We start from the raw sequence: 14,924 nt of genomic DNA on the forward strand, positions 1-14,924 counted from the left end.
GTATTGCAATGTCTGGTGTTGTGTGCATACATTACCATACAAATCGCGAAGGGGAAGTCATGAAGCTGACTGATGACGAGCGCGCGATGATCGGCGGCGAAGCAGGTCCGGTGCTGCAGAAAGCCCTCACCTACCAGCTGCGGCTCGCGGAGTTCTTCGGTGCGGACCACTTCGTGCCGGTCACCAACGCGCACTTCACCGGAGACTTCGAGGTCATGGACTCCGGTGGGCTCGCCTACGTCGAGGAGCTCGCCGCCGCGGGAGCCAAGGTCCGGGTGCCGACCACGCGCAATTCGACCTGCGTCGACCCGGCCGCGGCCGGGCAGCTCAAGCAGCGCTGCACGCTGGTCGACGGCGAGCTGCGGGTGGGTCCGATGCTGCGCCGGATGGGTGTGCTCACGGTGAACACCTGCATCGGGTACCAGACCGTGTACACGCCGCGCCTCGGCGAACACGTGGCGTGGGGCGACACCGGCACGGTGGCGTACGCGAACTCGGTGCTCGGCGCTCGTACCAATTACGAGGCCGGACCGGCAAGCCTGTTCGCCGGGATCACGGGCCGCACCGCCGCCTACGGGTTCCATCTCGACGAGCACCGGCGCGCCAACGTCGTCTGCCGGGTGGATGCGCCGATGACCGACCTGGCCGACTGGGGAGTTCTCGGACTCCTGGTGGGCAAACGGTTCCGCGGCTACTGGAACGTGCCGGTGTTCGAGTTCACCCGCGCCGAACCGACGCCGGATGCGCTGAAGCACCTTGCCGCCAGCATTGCGAGTTACGGCTCGATGGCGATGTTCCACGTCGCCGGGGTGACGCCGGAGGCCGATGATGCCGTCGGCGGGCGCGAGGTGCTCGAGCGGATCGTGTTGTCCAAAAAGGACATCGAGGATGTCTATGCGGAGCAAGGGAAAGACGACCAGGTCGTCGACCTGGTGGTGTTCACCGCGCCGCAGCAGTCACTGCTCGAAGTGCAGCAGATCGCCGACCTGCTCGACGGGCGGCGGGTGCATCCGGACGTGGACGTCATCCTCACCACGAACTCGATGGTCGCGAAGGCGGCTGCCGAGGAAGGGCTCACGAATGTGCTTTCCCGGTCCGGCGCCATGCTGCTCGTGGGTACCTGCTGGTATTTGATGGACCCGGCGGAAATGCGCGAAAGCTTCGGATGGAAGCGGCTGGTGACCAATTCCGCGAAGCTCGCGAACATCATCCGGGCGCACGGATACGAACCGGTCCTGCGGCGGACGGCCGAATGTATTGACGCGGCCGTTTCGGGAAAGGTACGGTAATGGAATTCACGGCGAAACAGGCCACCGGGCCGGTAGTTGTCGCGCCCGCGTTGGTCACGCGAATGCCGTTCAGCGCCCGGTACGACCTCGACCGCACCACCGGGGTGATTTCCCGCAACGACCACGAACTGCGCGGCGAATCCATTGCCGGACGGGTGCTCGTCACCCGCGGCGTGCAGGGCGGGGTGGCGGCCGGCTGGGCGCTGCTCGCGCTGGCCGCGCGGAAATGCGGGTTCGCCGGAATGGTGTTCGGGGACACGAATCCGGTGATGGTGCAGGGTGCCGTCGCCGCGGGAATTCCGGTGTTCGCGGGGATCGACCCCGAGTTCTTCGACGTCGTCCGGACCGGCGACACGGTGGAGCTCGACCCGGCGGCGCGGCTGGTGCGGATCGTGCCCGCCGCCTGAAACGCTTCGAAAAGAAAGGTGCATCGAGAATGAGCAACCGAGGATTCTCGGAAATCCCGCTCCCGGTCGAACGGGAGCCGAAACCGCGGAATTCCGCGATGACGATGATGATCGACTGGGCGCTGCCGTTGCGGTACCAGGCCGACCTCGTGGAGATGAACGGCGAATTCATCGACCTCGCCAAGATCGCGGTCGGCCTTTCCGGGCTGCTGGACCGTGACAAACTCCGGGCCAAGGTCGGGAATTATCAGGAAAACGGCATCGAGCCCTTTCCCGGCGGCATGTTCCTGGAGTACGCTCACCACATCGGCAAGGAAGAAGAATACTGGCGGGGCTGTGCCGAGGCCGGATACCGGCTGATCGAGGTTTCCGACAACGCCATTCCGCTCGATGCCGACACGAAGCGTCGCCTGATCAAGGAGGCGGCCGCCCGCGACCTGCGGGTGCTCGGCGAGGTGGGCAGCAAGCACACGGTCACCTCGGCCGACGCGCTCATCGCGGACGTCACGCAATGCCTGGATGCGGGTGCGTGGAAGGTGTTCATCGAGGCCGCCGAGCTCGTCGAGGACGGGAAGCTGCGCACCGACCTCGTCGACCGCATCCGCACCGAGCTCGACGCCGACCGGCTCCTGTGGGAGCTGCCCGGCTCGTGGATTTCCGGTACGCACGAATGCGACGTGCACGACCTGGCCGTGTACCTGCTCGAAAACCTCGGCCCGCACACGAACATCGCCAACGTGATGCCGCAGTGGATTGCCGAGCTCGAAACGCTGCGCACGCGCATCGGGGTCCGCACGCTCGCGGACGAAATGCCGCAGCACGCCTGAAGGGAGATTTTCTCGGATGACCCAGCAGCTTCAGCGACCGCAGGACCGGACATTGCCGGACGGGGACCTGGTGATCGGCGGCGAACATCGCGCGTCGTCGTCGGGGGAGACGTTCGACGTCTTCAACCCCAGCACCGGCGCCAAGCTCTGCTCGGTGGCGAAGGGCACAGCCGGTGACGTGGACGCGGCGGTACGCAGTGCCCGCGCCGCTTTCGCCGGATGGCGCGAGACGACGCCGCTCGAACGCGGCCGGATCCTCGCCAGGGCAGGCCGGATGCTGGCCGAACGCCAGGCCGAGTTCGCCGACGTCGAATGCCGTGACGCCGGAAAACCCAAGCGCCAGGCCGTGGTCGACACCGTGGTCGCCGCCCGCTACTTCGAGTACTACTCCGGCTACGCCGACAAGCTCCACGGCCGCACAATCCCGCTCGGGCCGGATTTCCTCGACTACACGGTCCTCGAACCCCACGGCGTCTGCGGCGTGATCACGCCGTGGAACTACCCGCTGGCCATTGCCTGCCGCAGCCTCGTGCCCGCGCTCGCGGTGGGCAACAGCGTGGTGTTCAAACCGGCGGAGGACGCGCCGCTCACCGGCCTGATGCTGGTCGACCTGCTGCACGAGGCCGGGCTGCCCGCCGGGGTGCTCAACGTGGTGCCCGGGCTGGGTACCGAAGCGGGGGCCGCGCTGGTCGAGCACCCGGACGTGGACCACATTTCGTTCACCGGCTCGGTTCCGGTGGGTCAGCGCGTGATGGCGGAATGCGCCAAGCACCTGCGCCCGCTCACCCTGGAGCTCGGCGGGAAATCGCCGCACATCGTGTTCGCCGACGCCGATTTCGACAAGGCGCTGCCGGTGATCATGAACTCGATCTTCCAGCACGCCGGTCAGACGTGCACCGCCGGTTCGCGGCTGCTCGTGCAGGAATCGGTGTACGACAAGTGGGTGGCGGCGGCCAAGGCACACGCGGCGAAGCTCGTCGTTGGCGATGCATCCGAAGACCTCGACCTCGGTGCGCTCATCAACGAGGCACAGCAGACCCGGGTCGCCGGATTCGTCGACCAGGCACGGGAATCCGGGGTCACGGTGGAAACCGGCGGCCGTCGTCCGGACGGGCTCGCCGGTGGCTGGTACTACGAGCCGACGGTGCTCAGCAACGTCGACCCGCTGTCGCCGATCGCCCAGGAGGAGGTGTTCGGCCCGGTCCTCACGGTGATCCCGTTCCGCGACGCCGAACATGCCGTCGAACTGGCCAACTGCACGGAATACGGGCTGGCCGCAGGGGTTTGGTCTTCCGATGTGGACACGTGCGTGCGCACCGCGGCGCAGGTCCGGGCCGGGCAGGTGTACGTGAACAACTTCGGGGCCGGTGGCGGCGTGGAACTGCCCACCGGCGGGTTCGGCAAGAGCGGTTTCGGCCGCGAGAAGGGCCTCGAAGCGCTGCTGAGCTTCACCAGTGTCAAGAACGTGAGTTTGCGTCTCGGGTAGATCCCCCACGACGAAAAGGTGGCAACAATGTCGTACCACCGGACGGATTCCGGGCCTGTCCAACGCAATCCGTTGCGGGCCTGGTCGATCACCGTGATGGCGATGGTCTTCATGCTCATCAACTTCGCGGACAAGGCCGTGCTCGGCCTGGTCGCGGTGCCGTTGATGAAAGACCTGCACATCAGTCCCGCGCAGTTCGGCTTCGCGGCCAGTTCGTTCTACTTCCTGTTCAACGTGGCTGCCGTGGTCTACGGGTTCCTGGCCACCCGGATGTCGCCGAAGAAAGCGTTGCTGCTGCTCGCGATCGTGTGGACGGTCGCGCAGCTGCCGATGGCGCTCAACGTCGGGTTCACCGTGCTGGTGCTCACCCGCGTACTGCTCGGGATCGGGGAAGGGCCGGCGTACCCACTGGCCAACCACGCGGTCTTCTCCTGGTTCCCGCCCAAGCGCCGCGCCCTGCCGAGCTCGCTGCTGACGGTCGGTGTCGGGCTCGGCGGCGTGGTGGCTGCCCCCGTGCTGGCCTACCTCATCGCCGAGCACGGCTGGCGCGCGGCTTTCCTGGCGATGGCCGCCGTCAGCGGGGTCTGGGCACTGCTGTGGATGGTCATCGGCAAGGACGGCACCGAAGCCGCTCCCGTCGAGGACCGTCCGGCGAGCGACCTGCGCGTGCCGTACCGGAAGCTGTTCCTGTCCCGGACCTTCCTCGGCGGCGTGCTCGGCGGGTTCGCGAGTTACTGGGGCCTGGCCACGATGATCTCGTGGCTCCCGGCCTACCTGGAGAACATCGGCGGCGTGAGCGCGCGGACCACCGGGGTGCTGCTGATGCTGCCGTGGGGCGCGATGGGATTGCTGACCCTGGTGTCCGGCTGGGTCGTGCACCGGTTGCTGCGCCGAGGTGTGCGCGGCAGGCTGGTCGTCGGCGTGGTCGGTGGCGGAATGCTCGCCGCGGGCGGGGTTTTCGTGCTCATTTTCGCGATGCTGTCGTACGGCGTGGTGCAGCTGGTGGTGATGACGGTCGGGTTCGGCACGCTGTCACTGCTGTATGCACTGCAGCAGACGTCGGTGTCCGAGATCTGCCCGAGTTCGCAGCGCAGTGCGGTGCTGAGCACGAGCAATGCGTTGCTGACCCTCGGCGGGATCGTCGCGCCGTTCGTCGCGGGATTGGTGATCGATTCCGCGAGTACGCCCGCGGCCGGGTACCGGTCGGTGTTCGTACTGGGCGGCGCGATCATGATCGTCGGCGGAATCATCTTCGCGGTGCTCGTGCGCCCCGACGCCGACGCGCGCAAACTCGGGACAGCGGCGGAGCCCCGGCCGAGCTCGGACGAAGCGGCGGACCTGCGTCCTTCGAACACCTGAAGCTGTGCAACAGAGAGGAATTGTGACATGACCACACCGCGGATCGGATTCATCGGGCTCGGCGCGATGGGTGCCCCGATGGCGATGAACCTGGTGAAAGCCGGATACGCCGTGACGGTGTTCGACCTCAGCCCGCCGGCGGTCAACCGGCTGCGTGACGCGGGTGCGACGGCGGCGACCACCGCCCGCGAGGTCGGCGAGAACAGCGACGTGGCGATCACCATGCTGCCGCGTTCGGCGCACGTCGAGGCCGCGGTGACGGGCGAGTACGGGTTGTACCGGGGGCTCGCCAAGGGCGCGGTGCACATCGACATGAGCACCATCGAGCCGTCGGCGAGCAAGCGGTTTGCCGAGCTGGCACAGGAAAACGGGCTGCGGATGTTCGACGCGCCGGTCGGCAAGTCCACCGCGGCGGCGGCAGCGGGCGTCCTCACGATCATGGCCGGCGGCGATCCCGCGGTCGTGGACGAATGCCGCCCGATCCTCGACGTGATGGGCGAGATCGTCTACCACTGCGGTTCGGAGGTCGGGGCCGGGGCGGCGGTGAAGGTCGTCAACAACCTGGTGTCCGGCGGGATTCTCGTGGTGGTGGCCGAGGCGATGGGGCTGGGTGTCAAGGCAGGCGTGCGGCCGGAGATCATGGTCGAGGTGCTCGGGGCGACCGGCGCGGCCAACTGGCAGCTGGCGAACACGCTGGCACAGAAGGCACTCAAGCGCGACTACGAACCGGGCTTCGCGATTTCGCTGATCCACAAGGACTGCGGTCTCGGCGCGCAGATGGCCGAGGACCTGAAGGTGCCGATGCCGGTGTCCGGGCTGGTCAAGCAGCAGTACGAGGCCGCGATGGCGGCCGGGCACGCGGGGCTGGACTGGGGTGGCTATCTGAAGGTGATCGAAGCGGCCATCGGCGAGGACGTGGCGTTCGGCGCCGCCTGAGCACGAAGGGAACGAAATCCGATGAGCAATTCAGCAGAGCTCGACCTGATCCTGTCCGGCGAGCGTGACGAACCCATGACGGGGGAGGAGTTCCTCTCCGCGATGTGGGAACGGCGGCAGAACTACTGGTGGTCGAAGCCCGCCGAGGAAAGGACGCACTACGTCGGTTTTTCCACCGACATCGAGCAGGTCAAGGAACGGCTCAAGATCCAGTGTCACGCCGAGCTGTTCGCGGCGTACGTGGCGGGGAACATGCTGGAGATCTGCCCGTGGCAGGATCTGCGCGGGGACCTGGCCAAACAGGCGTACGACGAATTCCTGCACTTCAAGCTGATCAGGGGCAGGCTGCGGCACCTCGGCGGCGAGTACGAGGAGGGATACCGGCCGCCGGTACGGGAATGGCGGGAACTGATCTCGAATGTCACGCTCACCGAGAACCGGTACTACAACGACCCGGTCACCTCGATGATCGCGATGTCGGCGAGCCTGCAGTTCGCCATCGAGGGCTGGGACGAGCTGTTCATCCACCCGCATTTCATGAAGGCGATCGAAACGAAGGACCCGGAACTGTACGAGATCTTCGACGAGCAGATTGCCGCGGACGAGGTCGTGCACCACGAAAACGGTCTGCGGGCCATGCTGAAGTGCGGCGACAATCTCGATTGGCAGCGCACCGCGATCCGGCATTTCGACAGTGCCGCCGACGGTTTGCACCAGGCAGGTCTCGGGTTCCGGAACTATTTCGCCGCGCAGGAAGGGATTCCCGCGTTCTCCGGGGAGGGCGACGACATCGCCGAGTCGATCCAGGAAGTCTCGTTCGAGAAGTTCTTCTCCGAACGCGGCCTGCCGCTGTGAGGGATCATGCGTCTCAAAGCCGCTGACCTGGCACAGCTTGCCGAGGACGGGTCGTGGGTCCGGGTTCGGCACGAGCGCCTCGACGTGCTCGTGGCGAACTCCGGCGGTGACCTCTACGCCATCGACAACCGCTGTTCCCACGCCAATATGCCGATGCACAAAGGCCGGATCCGCAAATGCGTGGTCACCTGCCCGTCGCATCTGGCGCAATTCGATCTGCGGGACGGGTCGATCCGGCGCGGCCCGATGGAGGGAGACCCGGAAAACGTCCGCCCGCAGGCCGTGTTCGCCGTGGAAATCGAGGGCGGCGAGGTTTTCATCGAGGTTCCGGGAGAGTGATCATGCTGGCACGAAACGGTCCGCTGACGGTGGTCTGCATAAAGCAGGTACCCGTTGCTGCCGCGGTGGAATTCGACGCGGAAACCGGGACGTTGCGCCGCGACGGAATTCCGGCGGAGGTGAACTCGCACGACGTTCGTGCCTTGCTTTCCGCCCTTGCCGTGCGGGAGCGGTGCGGCGGCTCGGTGGTGGTGGTCACGATGGGTCCGCCGGATGCCGCCTCCGCGCTGCGTTACTGTCTTGCGCTGGGGGCGGATCGGGCAATCCACTTGTGCGACAAGGCATTCGCGGGTTCGGACACTCTCGCGACCGCTCGTGCGCTTGCTCTCGCGATCGGCCGGGAAGAGCCCGATGTGGTCCTGTGTGGACGGAGCAGCACCGATGCCGAGACGGGCAATGTCGGTCCGGAGATTGCCGAGCTGCTCGGATGGCCGCAGGTCACCGGGGTGTGTGCGTGGGAGCTCGGGGACACCGTCGTCGCCCGCAGGGAGGTCGACGACGGGTTCGAGCAGGTCTCGGTGACCACCCCGGCGGTGCTGGTGGTCGGGGAGGATGTGGCGGAGGAGCGGTTCCCCTCGCGGGAGGCACGGTCGGCGGCAGCGTCGATGCCGCTTGAGGTGGTCGGGGTGACTGACCTGGGTGCCGATCCGGCGTTGTTCGGCGCGGCGGGTTCGCCCACCGTGGTCACGTCGGTGCAGGAGCAGCCGGGGGTCAAGCGCGCCAACGTGATTCTCGACGATTCTGCTTCCGCGCAGGCTGACGCGATCGTCGAATGGCTGTCGGCGCATGGCTCTTCGGGGGGCGATCGTCGTCTCCCGGCACCGGAAACCGTGCGGACCGAGGGTTCGTCGATCGCCGTGTACGTGGAGACTGGGCCTGATGGGATTACCCAGGTTTCGCGGGAACTGCTGGCCGCGGCCTCGGGGCTGGGACGGGTCGATGCGGTGCTGATCGGTGACCGGAAGCATTGCGCCGAGCTGGTCGCGTACGGGGCGGACCGGGTGCTCCACATCGACGCTGCCGGGTACGACACTCTGGTGCACACGGCCTTTGTCGTAGACGTGATCCGGGCGTACGCGCCGCGGGTGATGCTGTTCCCTTCCACCGGGCGTGGCCGCGACCTGGCGCCCCGTCTTGCCGCCCGGCTGGGGCTTGGTCTCACCGCCGATTGCGTCGGGTTGCACTTCTCGCGTGGACAGCTGGTGCAGCACAAACCTGCTTTCGGGGATGGGTTGCTGGCGATGATCACCTCGCGGACGAGTCCTGAGCTGGCCACCGTGCGTCCGGGGGTCTTTTCCTCGTTTCTTCCTCGATGGGACCGGCCGGTTCGAGTGGAGCGGCTCGCTCTTGATCATCGGCCGTCGCGCGGATATACTGTGCTGAAAGAAATTCCTGGCCTGCGGAGGTCCACTGTGGACCTTTTCGGGGCGGACATCGTGCTGGGCGTCGGCATGGGCGCGGCCGGTGTCCTGCCCGAGGTCGAGCGGCTGGCCGGGCTGCTGGGCGCCGGAGTGGCGTGCACCCGCAAGCTGGCCGACACCGGTGCCTTGCCTCGGCATGCGCAGGTCGGGTTGACCGGATGTTCGGTGTCGCCGCGTATTTACGTGGCGATCGGGGTCCGCGGGGCGTACGAGCACGTGGTCGGCCTGAGCCGCGCCGAGCACGTCCTGGCCATCGACATCGACGAGGACTCGTTCATGTTCGACCACGCCGACCTCGGCGTGGTCCAGGATTGCGGGATCCTGCTGCCACTGCTGGCGCAACGGCTTTCGCTGCTGGAGGAACAGTGCACACACGCGTGACGAAGTACCAGCTGAAACCGGGCCGGACCGCCGAAGCCCTCCAGCTGGTCCGCGACCATTGGCTGAACCTGATCACCGGCGCGGAGGGTTTCGTGTCCTTCGAAATGATCGAAACCGACGCCGACGAACTGGTCGGCCTCCTCACGTTCACCACGGCGGAGCAAAGCCTTTCCGCACTGGAACTGGCGCGGGAATGGGTCTTCGAGAACTTCGGCGACCTGCTGGCCAGCCCGTCGGAGATGACGATGGGAACGGTCCGGATCTCCACGATGCGCTGACGCCGGAGGGCGTGGCGGGTCACCGGGTCGGATCGCCGAGGTACTTTTCCCCGGTTGCCTGCCGCGCGTAGGCCCTTGAGACGTCCGCGAGCAAGATCGTGCGGGCGGTCGCGAACGCGGCGGCGAGGCACCCGCCGACCGCGCAGAGCCTGCGCCGCCGAATCGGGACCGGCTGCTAGTCGCCGCTCGGCCGCGGTTCGACCGGCTGCCCGGTGGCCGGTCATCCCTTCCCTTTCCGTTGCGGCCGCCCCTTCACCCGCGAGCGGCGGCTTCGACGAGCTGGTCGTGCGCGCGTGCCCGGGCTGCCGCGATCTCCGCCCGACAGGTCGACCGGGTCGAAAACAGCGTGCTCAGCAGCCGCAGGTCCCACGGAGTTGCGGCTGGGCTGATGAGCAGGGTGTGGAATTCGCGGTGGGAGTCCCAGCGGTGGTCGCCGGGGGCGGATTCGAACGTCTCGCGCTTGAGGGCGGCCAGCTCGGGTTCGATCATGAGCCGGAGCCGGTGGGTCGAGCGCAGGTCGTCGATGTCGAGTGGGGTCACGCAGGCACTGCGGGACGGGCTCAGCACCACGAGCCCCTGCGCTTCGAGGCGGCGCAACGGGATCGACCGCCGACGCCTTGCGGGCCACCACGGACCGGACTCCCTCCGGCTGTCCTGCCACGTCTCGTCTCCCGAAGCCCTGCGCTGCGTCCGGTCTGCGCACTCCTGGTTGACATCATATAGCATATATCCTAGCGTTTCGTCCTGGAAGACGAGGAGGGCGCATGGCTGCACGGCCGGGGCCGGACCGGCGGTTCCGGTGCTGCACGGCGTGCGGACCTCCCTGTCCTGCCGCGATCCGGACGGCAATTTTCGCCGAGCTCCAGGCGGACAGCCTCGCCGTCGGCCCGCTTCAGCCGTTCGCGCACGCCTGACCAGGAGAGACGGAACATCATGCGATTCATGAACCATGCCGGCCGGTTGACTCTCGTGGACCGCGAGGGGCGCGGCATCGACGTCAACCTGGCCAGCGGCGGCAGATTGCCTGCTGCCGTGGCCGAAGCCTTCGATCGGTGGGACGAGGTCGCCGAATGGGCGCGGACGTTTTCCGGTTCCGGGGACGTCGAGATCCGGCCGGACCTCGTCGGGCCGCCGTCCCCCGATCCGCGGCAGATTTTCGGAGTGGGCGTGAACTACGCGTCCCACGCGAAGGAAGCGGGCATGGAACTGCCGGAACATCCGTTGATCTTCACGAAACTTCGCGCGGCGGTGGCCGGTCCGTACGACGAGATCGAGATTTCCACCGATACCGTCGACTGGGAAATCGAGCTGGCGGTGGTGATTGGGGCGACCGCGCGGCGCGTTCCGGCCGAACGGGCGTGGGACCACGTCGCCGGGCTCACCGCCGGCCAGGATCTGTCCGATCGCGGGATTCAGCTGCGTCCCGCGTCGGCGCCGCAGTACACGCTCGGGAAGTCGCTGCCCGGATTCGGGCCGACCGGGCCGCTGCTCGCGACGGCCGACGAGTTCGCCGACCCGAACGACCTCGAGCTGGTCTGCCTCGTCAACGGGGAAGAAATGCAGCGAGCACGCACGTCGGATTTCATCTTCTCCATTCCGGAAATCGTCGAATACCTTTCCGGGATCACGATCCTGTACCCCGGCGACGTGATTCTCACCGGCACCCCGGACGGGGTCGGCGCCACCCGGACACCGCCCCGCTACCTGCAGGCCGGGGACGTACTGGAAAGCCGGATCGAGGGAATCGGCGAAATGCGGCACGTGCTCGTGGCCGCCGGATGAGAAACGAGCTCGCCCGGGGCAATAGCTCGGACGAACCGGTGGGAAGGCGGGAGCGAACACAAAATCGGACGCAGAATTTCACAGTTCCGCTCCGCCTCGGCCGCGCAGCCGCCCCGGCGGCGGCTGATCGCGGACTACCTCGCGCGGGAGGCAGGCGGGCTCACCGGTTCGCGCTGCGCACCGAAGCGATGACGGCCGATCTCGAACGGCTGGTGGACGGCAGTCCTCCTTACGCCGGGCCGATTGCCGCCGAATGAACCCTGGCCGACGGCACGGTCGTGAAACCGATAGCGCTACGGCCCACTCCGCAGCCGTGTCCCGCGATGCTGCCGGTGCCGGTCGAGCAGCACCGCCTGCTGCTCGACCAGACTCCGTCCGGCCCCCGGCCGCGCCTGACCTCGACGAAGTGGCCACCGTCCTCGGCCTGGACAGCACGTGCAGTTCGGTGGTGATCCCGCCGGTTCTCGGCTGCGGGATCCGCATAGTGGTCACCTCTGCCTGACGAAGATGAGGAGATGCCGGTGACCGTCGTCCCCGCCAGGAAATCCGTCACGACCCCGCGGTACCCCACCGGCTACTTCGAATCCGGACCGGCCGACAGTCGCTTTGCTCCATGGCTTACCTCGCCCCGGAACGCTGTCGGGGCGAGGTAAACGTAACCGTCCCGTACTTTCCCGGCGGCTTCAGAACTGCTCCCCGCTTCGGACCGTTGCACCTCCCAGCCGTAAGAACCCGCCAGGTCAGGAAGCGTAATTTCTCGATGACCGGTAGCACGCGTGGTTCACGGGGCAGCAGGTGCGTCCTGGCTCGGTACCCCGGCGTATTCCTCGATGCGCGTGATTCGGCCGTCCTCGAAGCGGAAGTACACGGCCGCGTCGAGGCGGAAATGTGCGCCGTCCTTCATGGTCACGTTCACGACGTGCTGCTGGAGGACTTCGCCGGGCCGGGAGAACTGGCGGATGATGTCGTAGCGCATCGACCGGATCGGATCGATCTGGGCTTTCATTCCCGCGATGTTCTCCTGGATCGTCGAATCGCCCTTTCCGTCGTTGTGCCACACGGTCGCGTGCTCGGTGCACAATGCCTGCGCGTCGGCCCATTCCCGGTTTTCCAGGTGGCGCAGGTAGGTGATCGCTGTGGTTTCGAGGTCCTTGCTCATCGCTGATTCCTTCGGTGTGGCTCGGTGTGGACGAGGGCGCGTTCTCCTGCCTCGACGCGCAGGGGCAGGTGGTTGCCGGGCGGTGGCAGCGGGCAGGTGAAGACGGCCGGGACCAGGTGGTGGTGCGACAGCGTTGCCTGGTTGAAGTCGACCGGCAGGGTGCTGCCGGGTTCCAGGAGGGGCAGGACCAGCCAGCGGCCGATGCCGGGGGTGTCCGTTCCGCTGGTTTCGTCGGTGAAGACCACCAGCCGCTGGCCCGGCATGTCTTCGAGCACGGTCAACACGTATTCGGTGCCATTGAGCGAGACGGCGAGGTCGGCCGGCGCCAGGATGGCTTCCGTGCTGCGGGGAGCCGTCAGGCGGCCCACCTCGATGCGGCGGCCTTCCGGCGCTGCCCGGTACTCGCCTTCGAAAACCCAGTCCGGGTCGTAGGGGTAGGTGTCGATCCCGCTGAGCCCCGATCGGGCGAGAGCTTCGTGGTCCATGACGACCACGCCGTAGAACCCGCCCGCGCCACCGGCGAAACCGACGCGTCCCCCGGAGAACTCGAGGGTGCTCCCGGAAGGTACTTCGACCGTTCCGTCGACTGCCTCGCCGTTGACCTTCACCGAGTCGCCTGCTGCTGCCGACACCGTCAGGGCACCGGCCTCGGTTGCCTGCCATTGCCCGGGTACGCCCGGGATGACCTGGCTGTCCGTACCGGCGATCCGGCCGTTGGCGACGACCTTCGCCTTGCCGTTCGGGCCGGCGATCTCGTCCCACCGCGCCTCGCGCCACGCGAGGTAGCCGGCCGGAATGTTGTTCGTGTCCATGAGAAGTCCTTGGGGTCGAAGTCAGGCGCGTGCGGCCCATACGGTGCGTTCGGTGCGCACTGCGAGGTCGCTGCGGCGGAGGATGCTGTGCGGGCCGGTGGTGTCGAGCAGCTGATCCAGTGCGGCGAGATCCTCGGCCGTGAGCATCTCGGACACGGCGTTGCGCATCCGGCGCAGTGCGCTGAGCGCGTAGCGGCCGACCGCAGCGGAGCTGGATTGCCCGACGTCGACGGTGACCGTCCGTTCGCCTTCGAGCGTGAATCCGGCAGCGGCCAGCTTCACGCCCCAGTCGGCTCCCCGGTGCGGTACGTGGCCGGCGTGCCGGCGATCGCTCGCGGCGTGGCAGCGCTTCTCCAAGCCGGGACGGTTCTCCGGGGCGTCGTCGGGCAGGAACCGGGGGAAACCGGCGAGTTCCACGACGGCGAACAGCCCGTCGTCGCCGAGCGTGTCGCGCACCTTGCGGAGCACGCGGTCAGGATCGGCCAGGTGGTGCAGGGAGGCCGACGCCCACACCAGGTCGGGCTTGTCGAGTTCCGGCCAAGCCGAGTCGAGGTCGGCCTCGACGGTGCGGACGCGGTCGGCGACCGCGTGTTCGCGGGCCTTTCCCCGCAACCGGCGCAGGAGGTCGGCCGAGGAGTCGACGGCGGTGACGTGTGCTTCGGGGAAACGGGAGAGCAGGGCGAAGGTCCCGGCCCCGGTCCCGCACCCCAGGTCCACGATCCGGCGGGGGCTCCGCGCGAGGGGCAGCCACGAGGTGATGGACGCGGTGTGCCCGGCGAGGACTTCCGCGTCGAGCTCCAGGATCTCCGCCTGGCCGTCCCCACCGTCCGGGAGGCCGTGCTGGTGCTGCGCAGTGGGCGTCATGGCAACGACGCTAGAGCGGTCATGCGCGAAATGCACGGGATCTTGCGCATGAGGCAAGTCGATGGTCGCCTGGGCTGCTGATCACGCAACCGGCCGATCCGCGCCCTTCGGGGCGGTCCGGCCGGGATCGTGCCCGCGGCGAGCCTCGCGGTCGAAGATGCCCATGATCTCGCACGGCCGGCCCGCGGCGCCGATTGCATGCGGGAGCATGGTCGGGAACTCCGCCGACTGGTTGGTCTCCACCCGGAAACGGCGGTTGCCCAGCATCAGGACAGCGGTCCCGGAGAGGACGACGAGCCACTCCCGGCCCGGGTGTGCGCGCATGGCGGCCGGATTGTCCGGTGGCGGGTCGGTCATGCGCTGGCGCATGACCGTCATCCCCGGCTCCGCCTTGATCGGCCACCGCATCAGGCCGTGGGTGCCGTCGATCATCGGATTGCCGATCACGTCCTCGGTATCCGTCTCGACCAGCTGGTCGAGCGACGTGTCCAGGGCCCGCGCCAGGGTGACCAGCTGGTCGAGCGCGAGACGGCGCTGTCCGTTCTCGATCCGGCTGAGCGACGACGGGCTCAGCCGGGCCCGCGTCGCCAGCTCGTCCAGCGACCAGCCCTGCGCCACCCGCAAGGCGCGGATGCGTTTGCGTACCAGGCCGTCCAGCCCGTCATCGTCTTGCGTCATAGGCATGACTGTATGCCGAAGTCGCAAACCGTGCTTACCGTCGACGACGGA

Annotated in this window: 17 protein-coding genes; 12 read left to right on the plus strand and 5 right to left on the minus strand. The window is 67.6% G+C overall.

What is annotated here, in order from left to right; genetic code table 11:
- Nucleotides 1–59: 59 nt before the first annotated feature.
- Genes OO71_RS38340 through OO71_RS38385 form a run of 10 tightly spaced genes read left to right on the plus strand, consistent with a single transcriptional unit; the run spans nt 60 to nt 9,578 of the window.
- On the plus strand, nt 60–1,289 hold the full coding sequence (locus tag OO71_RS38340; RefSeq protein WP_033294942.1) for an aconitase X: 1,230 nt from the start codon (nt 60–62) through the stop codon (nt 1,287–1,289).
- On the plus strand, nt 1,289–1,696 hold the full coding sequence (locus OO71_RS38345) for an aconitase X swivel domain-containing protein (RefSeq protein WP_033294943.1): 408 nt from the start codon (nt 1,289–1,291) through the stop codon (nt 1,694–1,696). Before OO71_RS38340 ends, OO71_RS38345 begins: the two co-directional genes overlap by 1 nt.
- Nucleotides 1,697–1,725: 29 nt before the next feature.
- Complete coding sequence (locus tag OO71_RS38350) at nt 1,726–2,523, plus strand: phosphosulfolactate synthase (RefSeq protein ID WP_033294944.1); 798 nt, start codon at nt 1,726–1,728, stop codon at nt 2,521–2,523.
- A 16-nt stretch (nt 2,524–2,539) separates the two neighbouring features.
- Entirely contained in the window at nt 2,540–4,009 is a 1,470-nt protein-coding gene (locus OO71_RS38355; protein ID WP_063740167.1) for an aldehyde dehydrogenase family protein, read from the plus strand.
- A 27-nt stretch (nt 4,010–4,036) separates the two neighbouring features.
- Entirely contained in the window at nt 4,037–5,368 is a 1,332-nt protein-coding gene (locus tag OO71_RS38360) for an MFS transporter (protein ID WP_051792769.1), read from the plus strand.
- 27 nt (nt 5,369–5,395) lie between these two features.
- Nucleotides 5,396–6,304, plus strand: a complete 909-nt coding sequence (locus OO71_RS38365) for an NAD(P)-dependent oxidoreductase (protein WP_033294945.1) — start codon at nt 5,396–5,398, stop codon at nt 6,302–6,304.
- 21 nt (nt 6,305–6,325) lie between these two features.
- On the plus strand, nt 6,326–7,159 hold the full coding sequence (locus tag OO71_RS38370; protein WP_033294946.1) for a ferritin-like domain-containing protein: 834 nt from the start codon (nt 6,326–6,328) through the stop codon (nt 7,157–7,159).
- 6 nt (nt 7,160–7,165) lie between these two features.
- The gene (locus tag OO71_RS38375) at nt 7,166–7,498 is read left to right on the plus strand and encodes a Rieske (2Fe-2S) protein (RefSeq protein WP_033294947.1); all 333 of its coding nucleotides are present in this window, start codon (nt 7,166–7,168) and stop codon (nt 7,496–7,498) included.
- 2 nt (nt 7,499–7,500) lie between these two features.
- Nucleotides 7,501–9,300 (plus strand): FAD-binding protein, encoded by a 1,800-nt coding sequence (locus tag OO71_RS38380; RefSeq protein WP_033294948.1) that lies wholly within the window; start codon nt 7,501–7,503, stop codon nt 9,298–9,300.
- Nucleotides 9,285–9,578, plus strand: coding sequence for a hypothetical protein (locus OO71_RS38385; protein ID WP_084145571.1), 294 nt, complete (start codon nt 9,285–9,287; stop codon nt 9,576–9,578). The genes OO71_RS38380 and OO71_RS38385 overlap by 16 nt, the downstream gene beginning before the upstream one ends.
- Nucleotides 9,579–9,830: 252 nt before the next feature.
- On the opposite strand, the gene OO71_RS38390 is transcribed toward OO71_RS38385, so the two are convergent.
- Nucleotides 9,831–10,175, minus strand: coding sequence for a GntR family transcriptional regulator (locus tag OO71_RS38390; RefSeq protein WP_051792771.1), 345 nt, complete (start codon nt 10,173–10,175; stop codon nt 9,831–9,833).
- Nucleotides 10,176–10,342: 167 nt separating this feature from the next.
- Here OO71_RS38390 and OO71_RS50620 point away from each other — a divergent pair, with 167 nt between their 5' ends.
- Nucleotides 10,343–10,492 carry a hypothetical protein gene (locus tag OO71_RS50620; RefSeq protein ID WP_156096771.1) on the plus strand — a complete coding sequence of 50 codons (150 nt, stop codon included), beginning with the start codon at nt 10,343–10,345 and terminating at the stop codon, nt 10,490–10,492.
- 28 nt (nt 10,493–10,520) lie between these two features.
- Nucleotides 10,521–11,360, plus strand: a complete 840-nt coding sequence (locus OO71_RS38395) for a fumarylacetoacetate hydrolase family protein (protein ID WP_245633914.1) — start codon at nt 10,521–10,523, stop codon at nt 11,358–11,360.
- A 781-nt stretch (nt 11,361–12,141) separates the two neighbouring features.
- On the opposite strand, the gene OO71_RS38400 is transcribed toward OO71_RS38395, so the two are convergent.
- From OO71_RS38400 to OO71_RS38415, 4 genes are all read right to left on the minus strand, one after another.
- On the minus strand, nt 12,142–12,519 hold the full coding sequence (locus OO71_RS38400; protein ID WP_033294951.1) for a nuclear transport factor 2 family protein: 378 nt from the start codon (nt 12,517–12,519) through the stop codon (nt 12,142–12,144).
- The gene (locus tag OO71_RS38405) at nt 12,516–13,331 is read right to left on the minus strand and encodes a DUF1684 domain-containing protein (RefSeq protein WP_033294952.1); all 816 of its coding nucleotides are present in this window, start codon (nt 13,329–13,331) and stop codon (nt 12,516–12,518) included. The genes OO71_RS38400 and OO71_RS38405 overlap by 4 nt, the downstream gene beginning before the upstream one ends.
- Nucleotides 13,332–13,352: 21 nt before the next feature.
- Nucleotides 13,353–14,195 (minus strand): class I SAM-dependent methyltransferase, encoded by an 843-nt coding sequence (locus tag OO71_RS38410; RefSeq protein WP_033294953.1) that lies wholly within the window; start codon nt 14,193–14,195, stop codon nt 13,353–13,355.
- 81 nt (nt 14,196–14,276) lie between these two features.
- On the minus strand, nt 14,277–14,873 hold the full coding sequence (locus OO71_RS38415; protein ID WP_033294954.1) for a helix-turn-helix domain-containing protein: 597 nt from the start codon (nt 14,871–14,873) through the stop codon (nt 14,277–14,279).
- Nucleotides 14,874–14,924 lie beyond the last annotated feature (51 nt).

It is taken from the genome of Amycolatopsis jejuensis (assembly GCF_000717335.1).
Lineage (GTDB): Bacteria > Actinomycetota > Actinomycetes > Mycobacteriales > Pseudonocardiaceae > Amycolatopsis > Amycolatopsis jejuensis.